This is a genomic window from Pseudotamlana haliotis (assembly GCF_008806375.1).
GTDB classification, from domain to species: domain Bacteria; phylum Bacteroidota; class Bacteroidia; order Flavobacteriales; family Flavobacteriaceae; genus Pseudotamlana; species Pseudotamlana haliotis.
This window is the reverse complement of the sequence record NZ_WAAT01000025.1, coordinates 1-16,936: the sequence shown is the minus strand read 5'-3', so window position 1 is coordinate 16,936 and position 16,936 is coordinate 1. Positions and strand designations below refer to the sequence as shown.

The following is a 16,936-nucleotide window of genomic DNA, read 5'->3' as shown; positions in this document are numbered from 1 at the left end:
AAGTGCGATGTGTTCGTCGTAATAACAAATCGCCTAATCACACGATTGTATAACTAAAACCCAAAAATGACTCAAGCTGAGTTTTTACATATTGTAACACCGTTTAAAGACAAAGTGTTTCGTTTGGCAAAGCGTTTATTGGTCTCGACGGAAGAAGCCGAAGACGCGACCCAAGAGGTACTCATTAAACTGTGGAAAAACAAAGGGAAAATTCAAGGGTATAACAATGTGGAAGCTTTTTCAATGACCATGACAAAAAATTATTGTTATGATAAGCTTAAGTCGAAGCAAGCACAGAATTTAAAAATTGTGCATAGCAATTACGAAGACAAGCAAACTGGATTGCAAAAGCAAGTTGAACTGCACGATAGCATGAATTGGGTTGAAAAGATAATAGAAGGTTTGCCAGAACAGCAGCGTTTAATTATTCAGCTTAGAGATATTGAAGCTTATGATTTTGATGAGATAGGAAAAATGCTTGATATGAAACCAACAGCTATTCGCGTCGCCTTATCAAGAGCAAGAAAAACTATTAGAGAACAATTGACTAATACACATAATTATGGTATTAAATAAAATAGAAGCCTTACTAGAAAAATACGAAAATGGCGAAACAACTTTAGCTGAAGAACAGGCCTTAAAGCAGTTTTTCTCGGAGGAAGACGTGCCAGCACATCTAGAAGTTTATAAAAGCATGTTTGCTTATTATAAAGTAAGTCAAGAAGAAGTCTTTACTCAAAAACTGCCGTTAGAGTCCAAACGACGGTTTACTTTTAAATGGATTTCGGTGGCTGCAGCAGTTGTTTTGCTATTTGGTTTTTATTGGGCTAGTTCAGAGTCTAGTGAAGACTTAGGAACCTATGATGACCCGGAATTAGCCTATCTAGAAGTCACCAAATCTTTAGCAATGATTTCAGAAAAACTCAATCAAGGGACATCAACCATTGGTTATCTCGAAGAAGTGAATAAAGGAACTGCTACAATAAGTTATCTTAAAGAATTAGAAAATGCAACCCAAATTATATTTAAAGAACAAAAACATTAGATTTATGAAAAATTCAAATCCCATAAAAAGAAGAACCATGAAAAATAAAATTGTAATAGCTGTTTTAGCGCTTATGTTAGTTCCGCTTTCGGGCTGGGCACAAAGCGATATTTTTGAAAAATACAGTGATAATACCGATGTGACGTACGTGTCTATAAAACCAAAAATGTTTCAGATGATAGCCAATATGGGCATTAATGTCGATGATCCAGAAGCCGAAGCTTATATGGACATGGTAAAAAGTATTACCAGTTTTAAAACTATTGTAACAGCCAATAAAACTATTGCTGGTGATATTAGTAAGTGGGTTACTTCACGTTCAAACACGTTGGAAGAGTTGATGGAGGTTAAAGATGAAGGCACTGATGTAAAATTCTACGTCAAGGAAGGAAAAGATGCCGACCATGTCAAGGAACTTTTAATTTTTGTAAATGGTGTTGATAGAATGCTGAAGAATCAAGGTGTAGATGTAAGCAAAGAAACTGGCGAAATCGAAACTATTGTGGTATCGCTTACGGGAGATATCGATTTGAAACAAATTTCAAAACTTACTGATAAAATGAGTATTCCTGGCGGAAAACACCTTGAAAAAAAACACTAAAAGCATAGAGTTATGAAAAATACAGTTAAAACTTGCTTTTTAGCACTTGTTATAGCCTTCGGTTTAACCAGTTGTAATGATTCTGAAACTTTGCAGCGTTATTTTGTAGAACACCAGGAAACCAAAGATTTTATATCTCAAGATTTTCCGCTTTCTATGGTTGATGTAGATAAATCACAATTTACCAAACAGCAATTGGAAGCCTATAACTCGGTAGATAAATTAAATTTTATAGGTTTTAAAATAACACCTGATAATGTAGATACTTATAATGCTGAAGTTGAAAAAATAAAAGGCATTTTAAAAGATGATAAGTACAATGACTTAATGGAGTTGAATATTAAAGGCGACCGTATTTCAGTGCAATACACGGGAACCGATGCTGAAGCCGATGAAGTTATCATTTTCGGAAGCTCTAAAGATAAAGGCTTTGGTATTGTTCGTGTTTTAGGTGATGATATGCACCCAGAAAAATTAGCGACCTTAATTAAAGCGTTTAAAGATTCTGATTTCGATAAAGCTAAGGTTGAAAGTATTGTAAATTTCTTTGAATAAACAAAGGGGGCGTATTAAAATCTAAAAACGGGCTATTTGAAAATTTCAAATAGCCCGTTTTTTATTAGGTTACCAGATGTCCGTAAATACGCTTATTGCGTTTTCTGTCATTCTGAGGAATCGAGGAATCTCACTAATCATGGAAAGATTCTTCAGTCGTGCCTCCATCTGAAGGACAAAATCATTTTTTTAGTATTATGTCAGTTTACGGATAATCAAATAAGGGTATCTATTTTTTACTTTTCCGCTTTGTGCCTTGATTTTCGTTCAACCAAAATCAAATTAATCACTACCGTAGAAAAAATAAGCGTAAGCACCGTTAAAACAATAAAATTGCCTAAGATTTCAAGAATGCCGAAAGTGAAAATTCCAGCAACCATCAACATAGTAAGAATTAAAGATTGTTTATCGCTTAGCATACATAAATAATTAAATTCCAGTATAGTTACTAGGTGTAATACGTTTTAATTCGTCTTTTATTGCATCAGAAACTTCTAATGTGTCAATAAAGTTTGATATTGACTCTTGGTTTATTTTCGAATTTGTTCGAGTTAAACCTTTTAAAGCTTCGTAAGGGTTCGGGTAAGCTTCACGACGTAAAATCGTTTGAATGGCTTCGGCAACCACAGCCCAGTTGTTTTCTAAATCTTCAGCAAACTTCGATTCGTTTAAAAGTAATTTATTTAAACCTTTTAAAGTCGATTTAAAACCAATTAAGGTGTGTCCTAATGGGACACCAACATTACGTAAAACCGTACTGTCTGTTAAATCACGTTGTAATCTCGAGATTGGTAATTTTGCCGAAAGATGTTCAAAAATCGCATTAGCAATCCCTAAGTTTCCTTCAGAATTTTCAAAATCAATAGGGTTCACTTTATGCGGCATAGCAGAACTTCCTACCTCACCAGCTTTAATTTTCTGTTTGAAATAATCAGTAGATACGTAAGTCCAAATATCACGGTCTAAATCGATAATGATGGTGTTTATACGTTTTAAAGCATCAAATAAAGCTGCCATAAAATCGTAGTGTTCAATTTGTGTGGTTGGGAACGAGTGGTGTAAACCAAGCTTCTCTTCAACAAAATGGGTTCCAAAAGCCTTCCAATCGTTATTTGGATACGCTACTTTATGCGCATTAAAGTTTCCTGTAGCACCACCAAATTTAGCCGCGTTAGGAATGTCTTTTAAAATGTTGAATTGCGCTTCTAAACGCACCACAAAAACTTCAATTTCTTTTCCTAAACGTGTAGGAGAAGCTGGTTGGCCGTGTGTTCTAGCCAACATAGAAACCGCAGCCCAGTCTTTAGATAAATCTTTTAATTTATTAAGAACCGTTGTGTATTCCGGAATGTAAACATCGGTGATAGCTTCCTTAATACTTAAAGGAATGGCAGTGTTGTTAATATCTTGAGAGGTTAATCCGAAGTGGATAAACTCTTTGTATGCAGATAATCCTAAGGCATCAAATTTTTCTTTAATGAAATATTCAACGGCTTTAACATCATGATTAGTAACGCTTTCAATTTTTTTGATGGCCAAGGCATCTTCCGTAGAAAAATCCTTGTAAATCGCTCTTAAACTGTCAAAAACAGAAGAGTCAACCGATTCTAACTGAGGTAAAGGCATTTCGCAAAGCGCGATAAAATACTCGATTTCAACCAAAACGCGATATTTTATTAAAGCTTCCTCAGAAAAATAAGGGGCTAACTCGCTAACTTTACTTCTATAACGCCCATCAATTGGAGAGATGGCATTTAATGCTGATAATGACATAAATTTTAGATTTTAAGAAGTAGCAAATATAGTTTTTTTCAGCGTAATGGAGAAAGTTTCAGAGTGGCAAAGTTTTAAAGTTTCAGGGTTTAAGAGCGGCAGAGTTTCAGAGTATCAAAGAGGCAAAGTATCAGGGTTTCAAAGTTTCAGAGCGGGTAGAAGGCTTTGTTGTACAGGTCTATTGCCTAAAACCAACAGCCTACAGCTTATTGCCTAGTGCTTATAACCAATTCCCTAAAGCCTCTACGTTTTCATCTTTTTCAAAATATGTCGTGCTCTTGCTTTAAAAGCGGAACTTTGTATTGCAAAATCACGATTTAGTATGAGTTTTAATTCGGGGTGTACCCAATCGTACTCATAACCTAACATAAAAAGTGTGGTCATGCCATAGGCTTTAGCGGCTACTTTTTCGTCATTAATCATATAGTCAAAACAGGTTTCAATAATGTGGTCTTTGTGTGTTGTTGTTAATGTTGTTTTAACGGGGTTGGCTTCTTTTGAAGTGTAGTGTTTTGCTAATAATTCACATATTTTTGCGACAGGGCGCACCGCAGAATCTAAATGTACTTTATGGATGTTTTTGGTAAACACATCTAAATAGGGGAGTAGTGGCGCGATGTTTTCACTGCACATAAATTCTAATACCCAACCCGCTCGAGGTGACATTTTATCGTCTACCATAAATAAAATATCTAGTAATTTGGGAAGTAAATCGGGGTTGGCTAATATTAAATTAGCGTAGTGCAACCGCTTTTCTTTAGAGTGGTTGACTTGATTTAATTCTTCATAAAGTTGCGCGGTAGTCAAAAGCTTTTCTTATTTTTATTTTTTAAAATTAGAATAAATATTCAAGATAATGAAAAAAGTATTTTTAGTATTACTCGTTTTGTTTGTCATTGCTCAGTTTTTCGGACCAGAACGAAATGAAGGGAATTTACAGTCGGTTGAACCTTTTGTGGCAGAAACCAATCCGCCAGAAGATGTGAAGCGTATTTTAGAAGAAACTTGCTACGATTGCCACAGTGATGTGACGCGTTACCCATGGTACGATAAGATTACGCCTGTAAATTATTGGTTAGCGAGCCATGTTAACGACGGAAAAAAACATCTTAATTTTTCTAACTGGATAGATAATTCGGTGAAAAGAAAAGACCATAAATTTGATGAACTTATCGAAATGATTGAAGAAAAAGAAATGCCGTTAAATTCTTATACCTGGACACACACTGAAGCGAATCTTAGCGATGAACAAATTCAGTCTGTTATAGAATGGGCGAAGATTGTGCGTGCCGGTTATGCTTTGCAATTACCAGTTGAATAATTCTTTATTTATATCTTATTTGGGTTTTTAGCCTGTTCCAATGAACAAAAATTTACTAATTATTGGTTTTGTATGGCCAGAACCGAAAAGTTCGGCTGCTGGTAGCAGAATGATGCAGCTTATTGAAACTTTTCAATCTGATGATTATAACATCACGTTTGCCAGTCCTTGTGCTAAAAGTGATAATGCCTTTGATTTAGAAACTATAGGCATTACGCAGGTGGCCATTGAACTCAATAATGAAAGCTTTGATGTCTTTATTTCAGAAATAAACCCGAGTGTGGTGCTGTTTGACCGTTTTATGATGGAAGAACAATTTGGCTGGCGGGTTTCAGAACATTGCCCGAATGCTATTAAAATTCTAGATACAGAAGATTTACACTGTTTACGAAAAGGCAGACAGCAAGCTTTTAAAGGTGGAAAATCTTTTGAAAAAAGTGATCTGTTTAATGATGTGGCCAAGCGTGAAATTGCTAGTATTTATAGATGTGATTTGAGCTTGATAATTTCGGAAGCTGAAATGAATATTCTTCATAATCAGTTTAAGGTGGATACAGCTCTATTAATGTATTTACCATTTATGTTGGAAGGTATTTCCGCGGAAGCGATACAAGAATTACCAAAATTTGAATCAAGAGAACATTTTATTACCATCGGAAATTTTCTTCATGAACCCAATTACAACGGCGTTTTATATTTAAAAGAAACCATCTGGCCGCGAATAAAAAAACAATTACCTAAAGCCGAATTACATGTTTACGGCGCTTACGCCACTCAAAAAGTCACCCCACTCCATAATGAAAAACAAGGTTTTTTTATAAAAGGTTTTGCGGAAGATGTGAATGCCGTGATGCAAAAAGCGAAAGTATGTTTGGTGCCTGTGCGTTTCGGGGCGGGCTTAAAAGGCAAATTGGTTGATGCGATGCAAAACGGAACACCATGCGTAATGTCAAGCATTGCTGCGGAAGGCATGTTTGGTGATTTTGAGCCTAACGGATTTATAGAAGATGACCCTGAATTAGTTGTCAATAATGCAATGCAACTCTATCAAAATGAATCACTATGGATTGATAAACAACAAAACGGATTTCCTGTTATAAACGCGCGTTTTAATAAAGCTGAATTTCAAAAACAGTTTTTAAGTGTGTTAGGAGATACCTTTTTAAACCTTCAAGAAAGACGCCTTAATAATTTCACCGGGCAAATGTTACAGCACCACACGATGCAAAGTACTAAGTTTATGAGTAGGTGGATTGAGGAAAAGAATAAGAATTAATTAATTTGTAATTAAAGTCGTTTATACTTTACAGCACCATCTATTGCTAAAGTCCCCTCATTTTTATCAAAAATATAATTCTCAGACCCATATTTACCGTCTTCCATGATCGGTAGAATTTTAGATGCATTGGATTCTGGAAGGAAGAACAATTCTAGTTTAGAGTCTTCATCATTAAAAATAACGAAAACACTGTTTGTTTCGTTTTCTTCAACAGCATTTAAACGTTCCCCTATTTCAAAAACGCGAATACAATCTTGATTAATTTCGCTCCATGTGTAACCAGCAGAAGCTATACAGCCATGTTTGTCTTTATCGTTACCAACCATTTCTTGAGTTTTGTCGTTTTTGTTTTTGTTAGCGTTTCCACAAGAGAAAAGCATAAGTACTCCTAGAATTAATGTGCTTATTTTTTTCATGTTTTATAAAATTTAAATTATTATTTAATTTAAGGCATAAACCATACCTCTTTTTTTGAGTTCAATTTTTATTTAAAATATCAAAGACTTCCTTTACACCAATTGTTGCTGGTTTTGCAATAACCGTGAGATTGTTTTTACTACTTATATTAGGCTTAGGGTCGATAAAGTATGTTGGTGTGTTTTCTGGTACATAATCTTTAAGGCCTGCGGCGGGGTAAACTTGCATAGAGGTGCCAATAATCATTAAAATATCAGCAGTTTCACATATGGCTATGGCCTGTTCTATCATAGGAACGGCTTCACCAAACCATACAATATGCGGACGCAATTGATGTCCGTTTTTACAAAGGTCACCGAGAATTAATTCGGTATCCCAAGGCAGAATATCATTGTCGTCAAGTGTGCTTTTTACTTTACGTAGTTCGCCGTGTAAGTGAATCACATTACTACTACCTGCACGTTCATGTAAATCATCTACATTTTGGGTAATGATACTAACTTTGAAGTTTTTTTCTAATGCAGCTAAATCAAAGTGCGCTTGATTGGGTTCTACTTCAAAGAGTTGCTTACGGCGTTGGTTGTAAAAGTCTAAAACCAGTTCCGGATTGGCAGCAAAACCCTCTGGCGTGGCGACTTCCATGACGTCATGACCTTCCCACAAACCATCGGCGTCTCTAAAGGTATTGATGCCGCTTTCGGCACTCATACCGGCACCTGTAAGTACAACTAAATGCTTCATTTTATAAAGATAATTTTTTATAGTAAGATAAAGTTGGTGCTTAGTAATAAGTTCTAAAGCCTAATAAAGTTTAGCTCCTCATTAGTTTGCTAAACAAAAGTCGTTTTTGAGTTGTTCTACCTCGTTCGTGTTATAAATTTTATCATATTTATATTCTTCCGCTTTAGACAAGGCATCGCAGGCCTTGATATGGTCGCCTTTGCTTTTGTAGATTAATGAGAGACAACGGTAAGCATAGGAGTTTGCCGGGTTTTCAACTAGGGCTTTTTGTAGGTCTTTAATAGCTTCATCAGGCCGTCCTAATATATAGTATAATTCGCCTCTTGTAACCCATATGGTTTTCTCTTCAGATATGTGCTTTTCGCTTAATTTATGACTTCTTTCATCTGCAATTGTTTTTTCTATAAAATCTAAGGCCTTTTGGTAGTTTCCTGTTTCTAGGTAAAGTTTTGATTTATTAAAAAAAGCATGATAATTTTCAGGGTTTATTCTATGACATTCATCCAAAAATTTCAAAGCCAAGTCATAATCTTTCACACGTAATAATAAACTGCCTAAATTGTTTAAAACTGCTTGGTTATTATATTCTATGCCTAATGCTTTATAATTATAAATTAATGCATTTTCATAATCTTCAGTAGCGGCATAGTCAATTGCCATAGTATGGTACATGGTTCTTAAGGGAGACTGTTTTATCCATTCTTCTTTTACCTTAGATAAAATATAATTAAAATCTTCTAAGGCTTCATCATGAAAACCTAGTTTTGAATTTAACTTTGCTCTATTATATGCCCATCTTAAATTATCGGGACCATAAGGTAGAAAATCATTACATTTTTTTATTTTGTTATAGTCTTTTTTGCCTTTAATGACTTTTCCTTCTAAGGTATAATCAATCCTTTTTTTTACAACATCTTTTTTGTATTTCCATTCCGTTTTAATGTTTCCATTCGGATAATAAAAATTAGCTATGCTGTCGTGGTAGCCTTTGGAGTTAAAAACGTAGTTAGATCGTATGCTGCCATTTTTGTAAAAGGTTTTATAACCTAATATTTGACCTTCTTTAAAACTGCGTAATACTCTTAGATTTCCATTTTTATAATATGATTCAGTTGGATATCCCATATAAAGTTTTCCACGTTGAGAAAAACCTAAAAGTGAGTTTAAAATTAATAAACCGCCAATAATTACTTTAATCATGTATTATTTTTTCTCAAAAATACATTTTAATACTAAATTCAAAAGAATTATATAAAGTCTATTACGTTTCTATTAATTAATACTAAAATGAATTTTTAATAAGCGTCTTGTGTTTAAACGCTTAATTGTAATCTAAGATTCGATAACTCTGTATTACAAATTAACTTTCTTAATTTTGAACCATGATTGATTTAAAACTCCTAGAACACCTAGAATATTATCTTACTGAAAACAGAAAGCACCGCTTTGATACGGTTTTACCCAATAGAACGAAACATTTTACAGTCGCTACTGAAGACGTGTATCAGCTCCATAATACCAGTGCCGTGATGCGTAGTTGTGATGTTTTTGGTATTCAGGAAATAAATATTGTTGAAGAACGTAATAGCAAACGTATAGATCGGGAAATTGCCATGGGTGCCCAAAAGTGGGTGGATTTGAATCGTTATCAAGATGTAAAAAGCTGTATTGCCGATGTGAAAGCCAAGGGATATCAAATTGTGGCTACCACACCACATACCAATGATTGCGAATTACATGATTTTGATATTAGTAAGAAGTCGTGTTTTTTCTTCGGAAGAGAAACAGAAGGTTTATCACAGACGGTTTTAGATGAAGCCGATTGTTATTTGAAAATCCCTATGGTTGGTTTTACTGAAAGTTTGAATATATCGGTTTCAGCAGCGATTATTTTGCAACATGTTACGACTAAATTGAGGCAAAGTGACATTGCTTGGCAACTTTCTGAAAATGAAATCAACGAAAAACGCCTAGATTGGTGTAAAAAAACGATTAAGAGCTATGAAGATGTAGTGAGTCGTTTTTATTCAAAGAAGTAGCATAGGTATATCTCTTTTGAAGTGATTATAGGAGGGCGCTACATCATGATGAAAACCCTTCGACACGCTCAGGGTGACGTCATGTTCATAATTTGTATATAAGTTGGAAGTATCTGCTGCGTCAGGCAGAGCTTGTCGAAGCCTTTTTATAATTACTTACAAACGAAAAGTGCTCCCACAGGCTCAGTGAGACATTTCGTTGCTTGACGGTTTAGGCTATATGCCAATAACTAGCAACTAAAAACCAATAACCGAGTGACTAAATCTTACGATTCCTACCGCGACTTAAAAGCTTGTATTCTTCGTAGCATTCGCTAATAGCATCAAGAATTTGAAGGTCGTTAGCCGATTGAATAAAACCTTGGGAGTAGTTGCACTGACTTACAATTTCGTCTAAGTCCACACGGTCAACTTGAAGTAAAACAGTCAGCATTTCTCTATCAAAACGCGAAGCAAGGAGGTTTCTAATCTCGTCGTCTTCTTTCATTTTTTTAAGCTTTTTGAGCTCGTTTGGATTCTTTCCAAACATACGATGTAAGAAATCGGCGGGGTTAAAAAGGGAGCCTACCACTTTAGTTAAAGCAGATTCTTTACTGGCTTCATAACCGGTACCTTCCAATCCAGAAATTTGATAACGGTAATTATCGTTCATAGCCGGAACTTGTTTGATATCTACTTCTAAATAGCCGGTAAGTCTGAGTTGATTTACAACCACTTCTTCAAGGGCTAAGGCTAATTCTGTTAATTCAATTTCTGAACTACCAAATTTCAACCAGTCATTTGTTACACGAACTTTTATGGATTTAAACCCTAAATATGAAAAGTGAAGCGTGTCGTTAACTTTTGCAGAAATGGCAAATTCACCATCAGCATTGGTTATGGTACCTTTTACCTGGTTTAAGTTTACAATGTTTACGCTCTCTAATTTTGCATCGTTTGACGCATTTATAACCACACCATAAACTTTATCAGCCACGATGGTATCTTCCTCTTCTTGAGCGAAGCCTACGGCAGATATGAGTAGTACAGTTAATAAAATAAGATAGCGTTTCATAAAAACTTAACGTTGATTAGGGGATAAAAGTAATAAACTAAATGTTTGAAAAATATTTATCGTTTTATTTTGACTAAAAATTAACAATAAGGTATGACTATAAAGGTACGAAATAGCAGTATTTAAAGCAAAAACCCCGATTTAAATAGTCGAGGTTTTTGTTTATAAATTATTATCTTCTTGAGCGTCTTGGTCTTGAGAAGTTACCGCCACCAGAATCTGAACGTCTTGGTTTTGATGAGCTGTCACTACGACGGCGTTCACTGCGGTTTCCTGAACTACCTTTTCTATCATCACGTCTTCCGCCGTCACGACGTTTTCCGCCACCGCCTCCTCGACGGTCGTTACGCCTTCCGCCACCACGGTTTTCAGAAACTTCAACATTTACAAAACGACCTTCATGTTTAAAGTCTGTAAAGAATGCTAATACTTTTTCTTTGGTTTCGTTTTCCGTATTAAAGAAAGAGAAACTATCTTTCACTTCAACTTTAAAGACATCGTCTCTACCTAATTCCAATTGTTCCTTTAAGAAATCTTTCAATTTCATCCAGTCGAAACCATCTTTAGAACCTACGTTAATAAAGTATCTGGTTGAATCGTTGCCACCACGTTTAAAATCACGTCCGCCTTCACGGTCCTGGCTACCTTCAGCAACATTTAAGTTTTTAGATTTTTGGTAATGGTTGAAGAAACGTGTAAACTCGACAGAGAAGAATTTTTTAATTAATTCCTCTTTTGAAGTGTCTTCAAATTTTTCATTGATATCTATAAGATATTTTTCAATTTCTGGGTTAATCTCAGTATTGTGAATTTTGTTTGCTAAAGACATTAATTGTACTTCGCAAATTTCCATACCATCTGGAATTTCTTTTTTATCAAACTGACGTTTAATAATACGCTCAATGCTTTTAATTTTGCGCACCTCACTTTTAGAAACAATCACCATAGAAACCCCTGTTTTACCAGCACGACCGGTACGACCAGAACGGTGGGTATAGGTTTCAATTTCATCTGGTAATTGGTAGTTAATTACGTGAGTCACATCATCAACATCAATACCACGAGCAGCCACATCGGTAGCCACAAGCATTTGAATTTGATTTTTACGGAAGGCATTCATTACCAAATCACGTTGGTTCTGACTTAAATCACCGTGTAATGCTCCTGCGTTGTAACCATCTTCAATCAGGTTTTCGGCTACTTTTTGAGTATCGCGTTTTGTTCTACAGAAAACCACAGAGAAAATATCTGGGTTTGCATCCGCTAAACGTCTTAGGGCTTGGTAACGGTCTCTAGCGTTAACTAAATAGTATTCGTGAGAAACGTTACTCGTACTTTCATTTTTATTACCAACGGTAATTTCTTGCGGATTATGCATGAAGTTTTTGGCAATAGCCGCCACTTCACGAGGCATAGTTGCAGAAAATAACCATGTGCTTTTATCTTTTGGGGTGTGTGATAAAATATCAGTGATATCTTCTTTGAAACCCATGTTTAGCATTTCATCGGCTTCATCTAACACGGAATATTGAATTTTAGAAATATCAACCATGCGACGGCTAATCATATCTTTCATTCTACCCGGTGTTGCTACAATAATTTGTGCCCCACGTTTAATGTCTCTGGCTTGGTCAGTAATACTAGATCCACCGTAAACCGCAACAACATTAAGTCCTTTACAGTATTTACCATAGGCTTTCATTTCGTTGGTAATTTGTAAACAAAGCTCACGTGTTGGCGATAAGATTAAACCTTGAGTGGTTCTGCTGCTTACATCAATTTTTTCTAGCATTGGAAAACCGAATGCTGCAGTTTTTCCAGTTCCGGTTTGGGCTAAAGCCACTAAATCGGTTTCAGAATTTAATAAAATTGGGATGGCTTTGGCTTGAACCTCACTTGGTTCTGTAAATCCTAAATCTGTAATTGCATTTAATAGGTCGTCATTAAGACCTAATTCTTGGAATGTGCTCATTCTTAAAATATAAGTATTCGATTGTTTTATGTGGTGTTACATAAGAAGCGAATCGACATACTTAACCTTAAACTTCTAGTAACACATCCTCACTCTGAGGAATTTAAACTCATTTTTCTGAGTTTCAAGCGGCAAAGATAGTCTTTTATTTATCAATAGAACTAATTTGTGATTTCCTTATGAATTAAGTCGCGTATTTTGGTTAAAATCGGGTTGCTATTATCTTTTTTTCAAACGGCTGAAAGCGAGGTGCTTTGCGGAAGCTTGTCTAAGGTTATAAATTTGATTTTTGAGTGGTTTGAATTGGCTAAAGTTTTAGGCACGATAGAAATCCCAAAGTTTTTTCTACCAATTTATAAATAGAATTAGCGTGAATGGTGTTATGAGACACTATCGGGGTGAAACCAATGTAATCAAAAACACCCATCACCTTCTCGTAATAAGAAGCACTGTATTCAGGATCAAAAAGTATGAAAGCTTCATTTTTTAGCTGCGCCATATTTTCAAAATTTGAAGCACATATGGGGTGTGCCTTGGGAAGAACCAAGCAAAAAGGTTCTTTTAAAATGAGCGAACTTTCTAAACCTCTTGGAATACCTTCAAAGCGTACAAACCCAATATCAATATCTTCAGATAGGAGCGCTTCAATTTGCTTGTTATTGCCCATTTCCTTTAAACTAAATAGCACTTTAGGGTGGTTTTTGGTGAATTTTCTAATAATTCTGGGATAATATGTTGCATGGCAGACCCCACATAACCAAGGTGAACTTCACCATCTTTGCCTTCTTCAATATGCTTGGCATGGTTTAGTATGGTATCTAGCTGCTTCAAGTTTTTGGTCAATTCCAATTTTAAATAACTACCGGCATGGGTGAGTTGTACTTGACGGTTGTTCCTATCAAATAGTTTAATGCCTAAAGCTTGTTCCATGGCTTTTATCTAACGGTTCAATCCAGGTTGTGAAATAAATAGTGTTTCCGCAGCCTTTCTAAAGTGTAATTCTTCAGCAACAGCTAAAAAATACTTCATATGTCTATATTCTATTTGATAACTCATAATTATTAATATGTTAGAATATTTGTATTATTTGGTATCAAATTTATAGATGATTTTGAAGGTAGTACCATGAAACCTCATTTTTCCTGGTTTTATTAAAACTTTACTTTGTGTGTAATGGTTTTTATATCAGTGATTTGGGCGGTTTTGTGATGCTCGTTTTTTAAATAAGTCGTAAATTAATACCTAAAAATATATCATGTTTAAATACGGAATTGACACCCTAACAGTAGATAAAGTCTTGGCCATAGCCAACGGGACTTTAAAAGCAAGTTTAAGTGATGCCGCGGTAGAACAAATACAAGTTTGTCGTGAAAAAGTTGAGAAAATGGCAAATTCCAACAAGGCGGTATATGGTATAAATACGGGTTTCGGGCCCTTATGTGATGTGCAAATCACCCCTGAAGAAACCAATAAACTCCAAGAAAATTTACTGATTACTCATGCTGTTGGTGTGGGGAATCCTATAGATAAAAACTTGTCTAAAATCATGATGATTTGTAAAGTGCATGCTTTAAGTCATGGTTATTCAGGTGTACGTTTAGAATTGATTGAACGTATTTTATACTTTATTGAAAATGATTTATTACCCGTTGTTCCAGAGCAAGGTTCGGTTGGTGCTTCAGGTGATTTGGCGCCGCTATCTCACTTGTTTTTACCGCTTTTGGGTGAAGGCGAATTTTGGGTTGGTGATGGTATGCAACATGCCAAAGTTGGTTTAAATCAGCATAATCTAAAACCCATGGCGCTTCAAGCTAAGGAAGGATTGGGCTTAATAAATGGTACACAATTTATATTAGCTCATGCCATTGTTGGTTTAAAAAAAATGGAGTACTTATTAGATCTCGCCGATGTTTGTGGCGCCATGAGTATTGAAGGTTACCAAGGTAGTTCGCAACCTTTTCGAGATGAATTGCATAAAATTCGCCCGTTTAAAGGGAATATAGAAGTGGCCGAACGCATGAGCATGTTGTTGTATTCATCTCAGAATGTGAATTCGCATGAAAACTGCGAGCGTGTGCAAGATCCGTACTCGATGCGTTGTATTCCGCAAGTTCATGGCGCATCAAGAAACGCCTATTACCACGTGTTAGAATTGGCAGAAATTGAAATGAATTCGGTTACCGATAACCCAATTGTTTTAAGTGATACCGAGGCGATTTCAGGAGGGAATTTTCACGGACAACCTTTAGCCATGGCATTAGATTATGCGTCTATCGCTTCCGCGGAATTGGGCAATATTTCAGACCGACGTTGCTACCTTTTAATTGAAGGTAAATTTGGCTTGCCCCGCTTATTAACCACGGGCGGCGGATTAAATTCCGGATTTATGATTCCGCAATACACCACAGCCGCTTTAGTTACAGAGAATAAATCGCTTTGCTTTCCGCCTTCCGCAGATAGTATTCCAACCTCATTGGGGCAGGAAGACCACGTGTCTATGGGTAGCATTTCCGGACGTAAATTCAATCAGATTTTAGGGAATTTAGAAAAAATTCTGGCCATCGAACTCATGTACGGCGCACAAGCCCTAGAGTTTAGAAGGCCTAATACCTTTTCAGATATTATTGAAGACAATCATCGTATTATTCGCGAAAAAGTTCCGAAATTAGAGAGCGATAGACTTTTAAAACATGATATAGATAACATGATACACTTAGTGAAAACGCAGGCGTTTAATTTAAGGTAAAGTGGGGCTTAAGAATCAATTAAAAGTTAATATTAATGGTCTTCGAGCGGAGTCGAGAAGTAAAGTTGAAAGTAAAGGAATTATGTTCTCGACTCCACTCGAACACCGTGACACGGATGCATCAGGTCGTTTTGTATCTTAAGTTATCTTTATCAAATATAAGTTATAAATTAAGTATCAAAACAGAAAGAATAAAAAGAGAGGATTAAGGTTATTTTGTGTATTGAGACTGCGATCTCGTTTTTCATGACAATCCCCTCTCTTTTCTACTATTATTATTTCGAACAGTTCTGTGAGACTTGAGATCTCGTTTTTAAGATGCAGAAAAGCTAGTAGATCACTTCTTTCGTAAACTTTATATATATGAAAAGAAGATTCAAAAATGGTCTCAAGCAAAGAAAAGAGCTCTTATTGAAAATCAATGGGAATTATTGCCTGAGTTATCAGAGTGCAAGAATGATACTAATTTCAGGAACAAAGAGTAAGAGTTCTCGACTCCGCTCGAAAACCGTTGAAAATATCAATTGAACCGGTGTTCGAGCGGAGTCGAGAACAAAATAAGACAAAAAAAAGAGCTTCATTTTGTATAAATTTGATATTCAAATAAAAGAAATAACGTATGTGTTTATAAATATAATCACACTTCTCGACTCCGCTCGAAGACCGTTGAAAAGATCAATTAAACCGGTGTTCGAGCGGAGTCGAGAACAAAATATGACAAAAAAAAAGAACTTCATGTAGTTTAAATTTGAAATTCAATTAAAAGAAATAACGCATGCGTTTATAGTTATAACCACACTTCTCGACTCCGCTCGAAGACCGTTGAAAACATCAATTGAACTGGTGTTCGAGCGGAGTCGAGAACAATTTTCAATAAAAAATACTTTAACAAATGGTAGGATATCTATATATTTTAGAATGTGCAGATGGAACATATTATACTGGTAGTACAAAAAACTTAGAAGTTAGATTAAATCAACATCAATCTGGAGTTGGAGCGAACTATACAAAAACTAGAATGCCTATAAGGTTGGTTTTTCAACAATACTTTATGAATATTGCCGATGCTTTCTTATATGAAAAGAAGATTCAAAAATGGTCTCAAGCAAAGAAAAGAGCTCTTATTGAAAATCAATGGGAATTATTGCCTGAGTTATCAGAGTGCAAGAATGATACTAATTTCAGGAACAAAGAGTAAGAGTTCTCGACTCCGTTCGAAGACCGTTGAAAACATCAATTAAACCGGTGTTCGAGCGGAGTCGAGAACAAAATACATCAGAAAAAAGAACTTCATATTGTTTAAATTTGAAATTCAATTAAAAGAAATAGCGTATGCGTTTATAAATATAATTACACTTCTCGACTCCGCTCGAAGACCGTTGAAAACATCAAT

The 16,936-nt window shown here is 35.5% G+C and carries 17 protein-coding genes and 1 pseudogene; 9 read left to right on the top strand and 9 right to left on the bottom strand.

Going from position 1 to position 16,936, the window contains the following annotated elements; translation table 11 throughout:
* The first annotated feature begins 66 nt into the window (after nucleotides 1-66).
* Genes F6U93_RS03415 through F6U93_RS03400 form a run of 4 tightly spaced genes read left to right on the top strand, consistent with a single transcriptional unit; the run spans nucleotide 67 to nucleotide 2,201 of the window.
* On the top strand, nucleotides 67-576 hold the full coding sequence (locus F6U93_RS03415; RefSeq protein WP_150936858.1) for an RNA polymerase sigma factor: 510 nt from the start codon (nucleotides 67-69) through the stop codon (nucleotides 574-576).
* Entirely contained in the window at nucleotides 563-1,045 is a 483-nt protein-coding gene (locus F6U93_RS03410; RefSeq protein WP_150936855.1) for a hypothetical protein, read from the top strand. The genes F6U93_RS03415 and F6U93_RS03410 overlap by 14 nt, the downstream gene beginning before the upstream one ends.
* Before the next feature lie 4 nt (nucleotides 1,046-1,049).
* Nucleotides 1,050-1,646 (top strand): DUF4252 domain-containing protein, encoded by a 597-nt coding sequence (locus tag F6U93_RS03405; RefSeq protein WP_225312539.1) that lies wholly within the window; start codon nucleotides 1,050-1,052, stop codon nucleotides 1,644-1,646.
* Between the two features lie 12 nt (nucleotides 1,647-1,658).
* Nucleotides 1,659-2,201 (top strand): DUF4252 domain-containing protein, encoded by a 543-nt coding sequence (locus tag F6U93_RS03400; protein WP_150936853.1) that lies wholly within the window; start codon nucleotides 1,659-1,661, stop codon nucleotides 2,199-2,201.
* A gap of 429 nt (nucleotides 2,202-2,630) precedes the next feature.
* On the opposite strand, the gene purB is transcribed toward F6U93_RS03400, so the two are convergent.
* Both purB and F6U93_RS03390 read right to left on the bottom strand, forming a co-directional pair.
* Nucleotides 2,631-3,974 carry an adenylosuccinate lyase gene (gene purB / locus F6U93_RS03395; RefSeq protein WP_150936851.1) on the bottom strand — a complete coding sequence of 448 codons (1,344 nt, stop codon included), beginning with the start codon at nucleotides 3,972-3,974 and terminating at the stop codon, nucleotides 2,631-2,633.
* Between the two features lie 243 nt (nucleotides 3,975-4,217).
* Nucleotides 4,218-4,781, bottom strand: coding sequence for an adenylosuccinate lyase (locus F6U93_RS03390; protein WP_150936849.1), 564 nt, complete (start codon nucleotides 4,779-4,781; stop codon nucleotides 4,218-4,220).
* Nucleotides 4,782-4,830: 49 nt separating this feature from the next.
* Between F6U93_RS03390 and F6U93_RS03385 the strand changes: the two genes are divergently transcribed.
* Both F6U93_RS03385 and F6U93_RS03380 read left to right on the top strand, forming a co-directional pair.
* The gene (locus F6U93_RS03385; protein WP_150936847.1) at nucleotides 4,831-5,295 is read left to right on the top strand and encodes a heme-binding domain-containing protein; all 465 of its coding nucleotides are present in this window, start codon (nucleotides 4,831-4,833) and stop codon (nucleotides 5,293-5,295) included.
* A gap of 40 nt (nucleotides 5,296-5,335) precedes the next feature.
* Nucleotides 5,336-6,571, top strand: a complete 1,236-nt coding sequence (locus tag F6U93_RS03380; RefSeq protein WP_150936846.1) for a glycosyltransferase — start codon at nucleotides 5,336-5,338, stop codon at nucleotides 6,569-6,571.
* A gap of 11 nt (nucleotides 6,572-6,582) precedes the next feature.
* Here F6U93_RS03380 and F6U93_RS03375 read toward each other — a convergent pair whose 3' ends face one another.
* The 3 genes from F6U93_RS03375 to F6U93_RS03365 all read right to left on the bottom strand — a co-directional run bounded on the left by F6U93_RS03375 (nucleotide 6,583) and on the right by F6U93_RS03365 (nucleotide 8,932).
* On the bottom strand, nucleotides 6,583-6,990 hold the full coding sequence (locus tag F6U93_RS03375) for a hypothetical protein (RefSeq protein WP_150936845.1): 408 nt from the start codon (nucleotides 6,988-6,990) through the stop codon (nucleotides 6,583-6,585).
* A 61-nt stretch (nucleotides 6,991-7,051) separates the two neighbouring features.
* Entirely contained in the window at nucleotides 7,052-7,732 is a 681-nt protein-coding gene (locus F6U93_RS03370) for an SIR2 family NAD-dependent protein deacylase (protein WP_150936843.1), read from the bottom strand.
* A gap of 81 nt (nucleotides 7,733-7,813) precedes the next feature.
* Nucleotides 7,814-8,932 carry a tetratricopeptide repeat protein gene (locus tag F6U93_RS03365; protein ID WP_150936841.1) on the bottom strand — a complete coding sequence of 373 codons (1,119 nt, stop codon included), beginning with the start codon at nucleotides 8,930-8,932 and terminating at the stop codon, nucleotides 7,814-7,816.
* Nucleotides 8,933-9,114: 182 nt separating this feature from the next.
* Here F6U93_RS03365 and F6U93_RS03360 point away from each other — a divergent pair, with 182 nt between their 5' ends.
* Nucleotides 9,115-9,771: a TrmH family RNA methyltransferase gene (locus F6U93_RS03360; RefSeq protein WP_150936839.1), complete on the top strand. Its 657-nt coding sequence runs from the start codon at nucleotides 9,115-9,117 to the stop codon at nucleotides 9,769-9,771.
* Between the two features lie 259 nt (nucleotides 9,772-10,030).
* Here F6U93_RS03360 and F6U93_RS03355 read toward each other — a convergent pair whose 3' ends face one another.
* The 4 genes and pseudogenes from F6U93_RS03355 to F6U93_RS14800 all read right to left on the bottom strand — a co-directional run bounded on the left by F6U93_RS03355 (nucleotide 10,031) and on the right by F6U93_RS14800 (nucleotide 13,826).
* Nucleotides 10,031-10,825, bottom strand: coding sequence for a carboxypeptidase-like regulatory domain-containing protein (locus tag F6U93_RS03355; protein WP_150936837.1), 795 nt, complete (start codon nucleotides 10,823-10,825; stop codon nucleotides 10,031-10,033).
* Between the two features lie 172 nt (nucleotides 10,826-10,997).
* Entirely contained in the window at nucleotides 10,998-12,797 is a 1,800-nt protein-coding gene (locus tag F6U93_RS03350) for a DEAD/DEAH box helicase (RefSeq protein WP_150936835.1), read from the bottom strand.
* 307 nt (nucleotides 12,798-13,104) lie between these two features.
* Nucleotides 13,105-13,485 (bottom strand): LysR substrate-binding domain-containing protein, encoded by a 381-nt coding sequence (locus F6U93_RS14805; protein WP_262713933.1) that lies wholly within the window; start codon nucleotides 13,483-13,485, stop codon nucleotides 13,105-13,107.
* A pseudogene (locus F6U93_RS14800) lies at nucleotides 13,470-13,826 on the bottom strand (LysR family transcriptional regulator). Before F6U93_RS14800 ends, F6U93_RS14805 begins: the two are co-directional and overlap by 16 nt.
* Before the next feature lie 226 nt (nucleotides 13,827-14,052).
* Here F6U93_RS14800 and hutH point away from each other — a divergent pair.
* Both hutH and F6U93_RS03335 read left to right on the top strand, forming a co-directional pair.
* On the top strand, nucleotides 14,053-15,543 hold the full coding sequence (gene hutH / locus F6U93_RS03340) for a histidine ammonia-lyase (RefSeq protein ID WP_225312536.1): 1,491 nt from the start codon (nucleotides 14,053-14,055) through the stop codon (nucleotides 15,541-15,543).
* 892 nt (nucleotides 15,544-16,435) lie between these two features.
* Complete coding sequence (locus F6U93_RS03335) at nucleotides 16,436-16,741, top strand: GIY-YIG nuclease family protein (protein ID WP_150936831.1); 306 nt, start codon at nucleotides 16,436-16,438, stop codon at nucleotides 16,739-16,741.
* Nucleotides 16,742-16,936 lie beyond the last annotated feature (195 nt).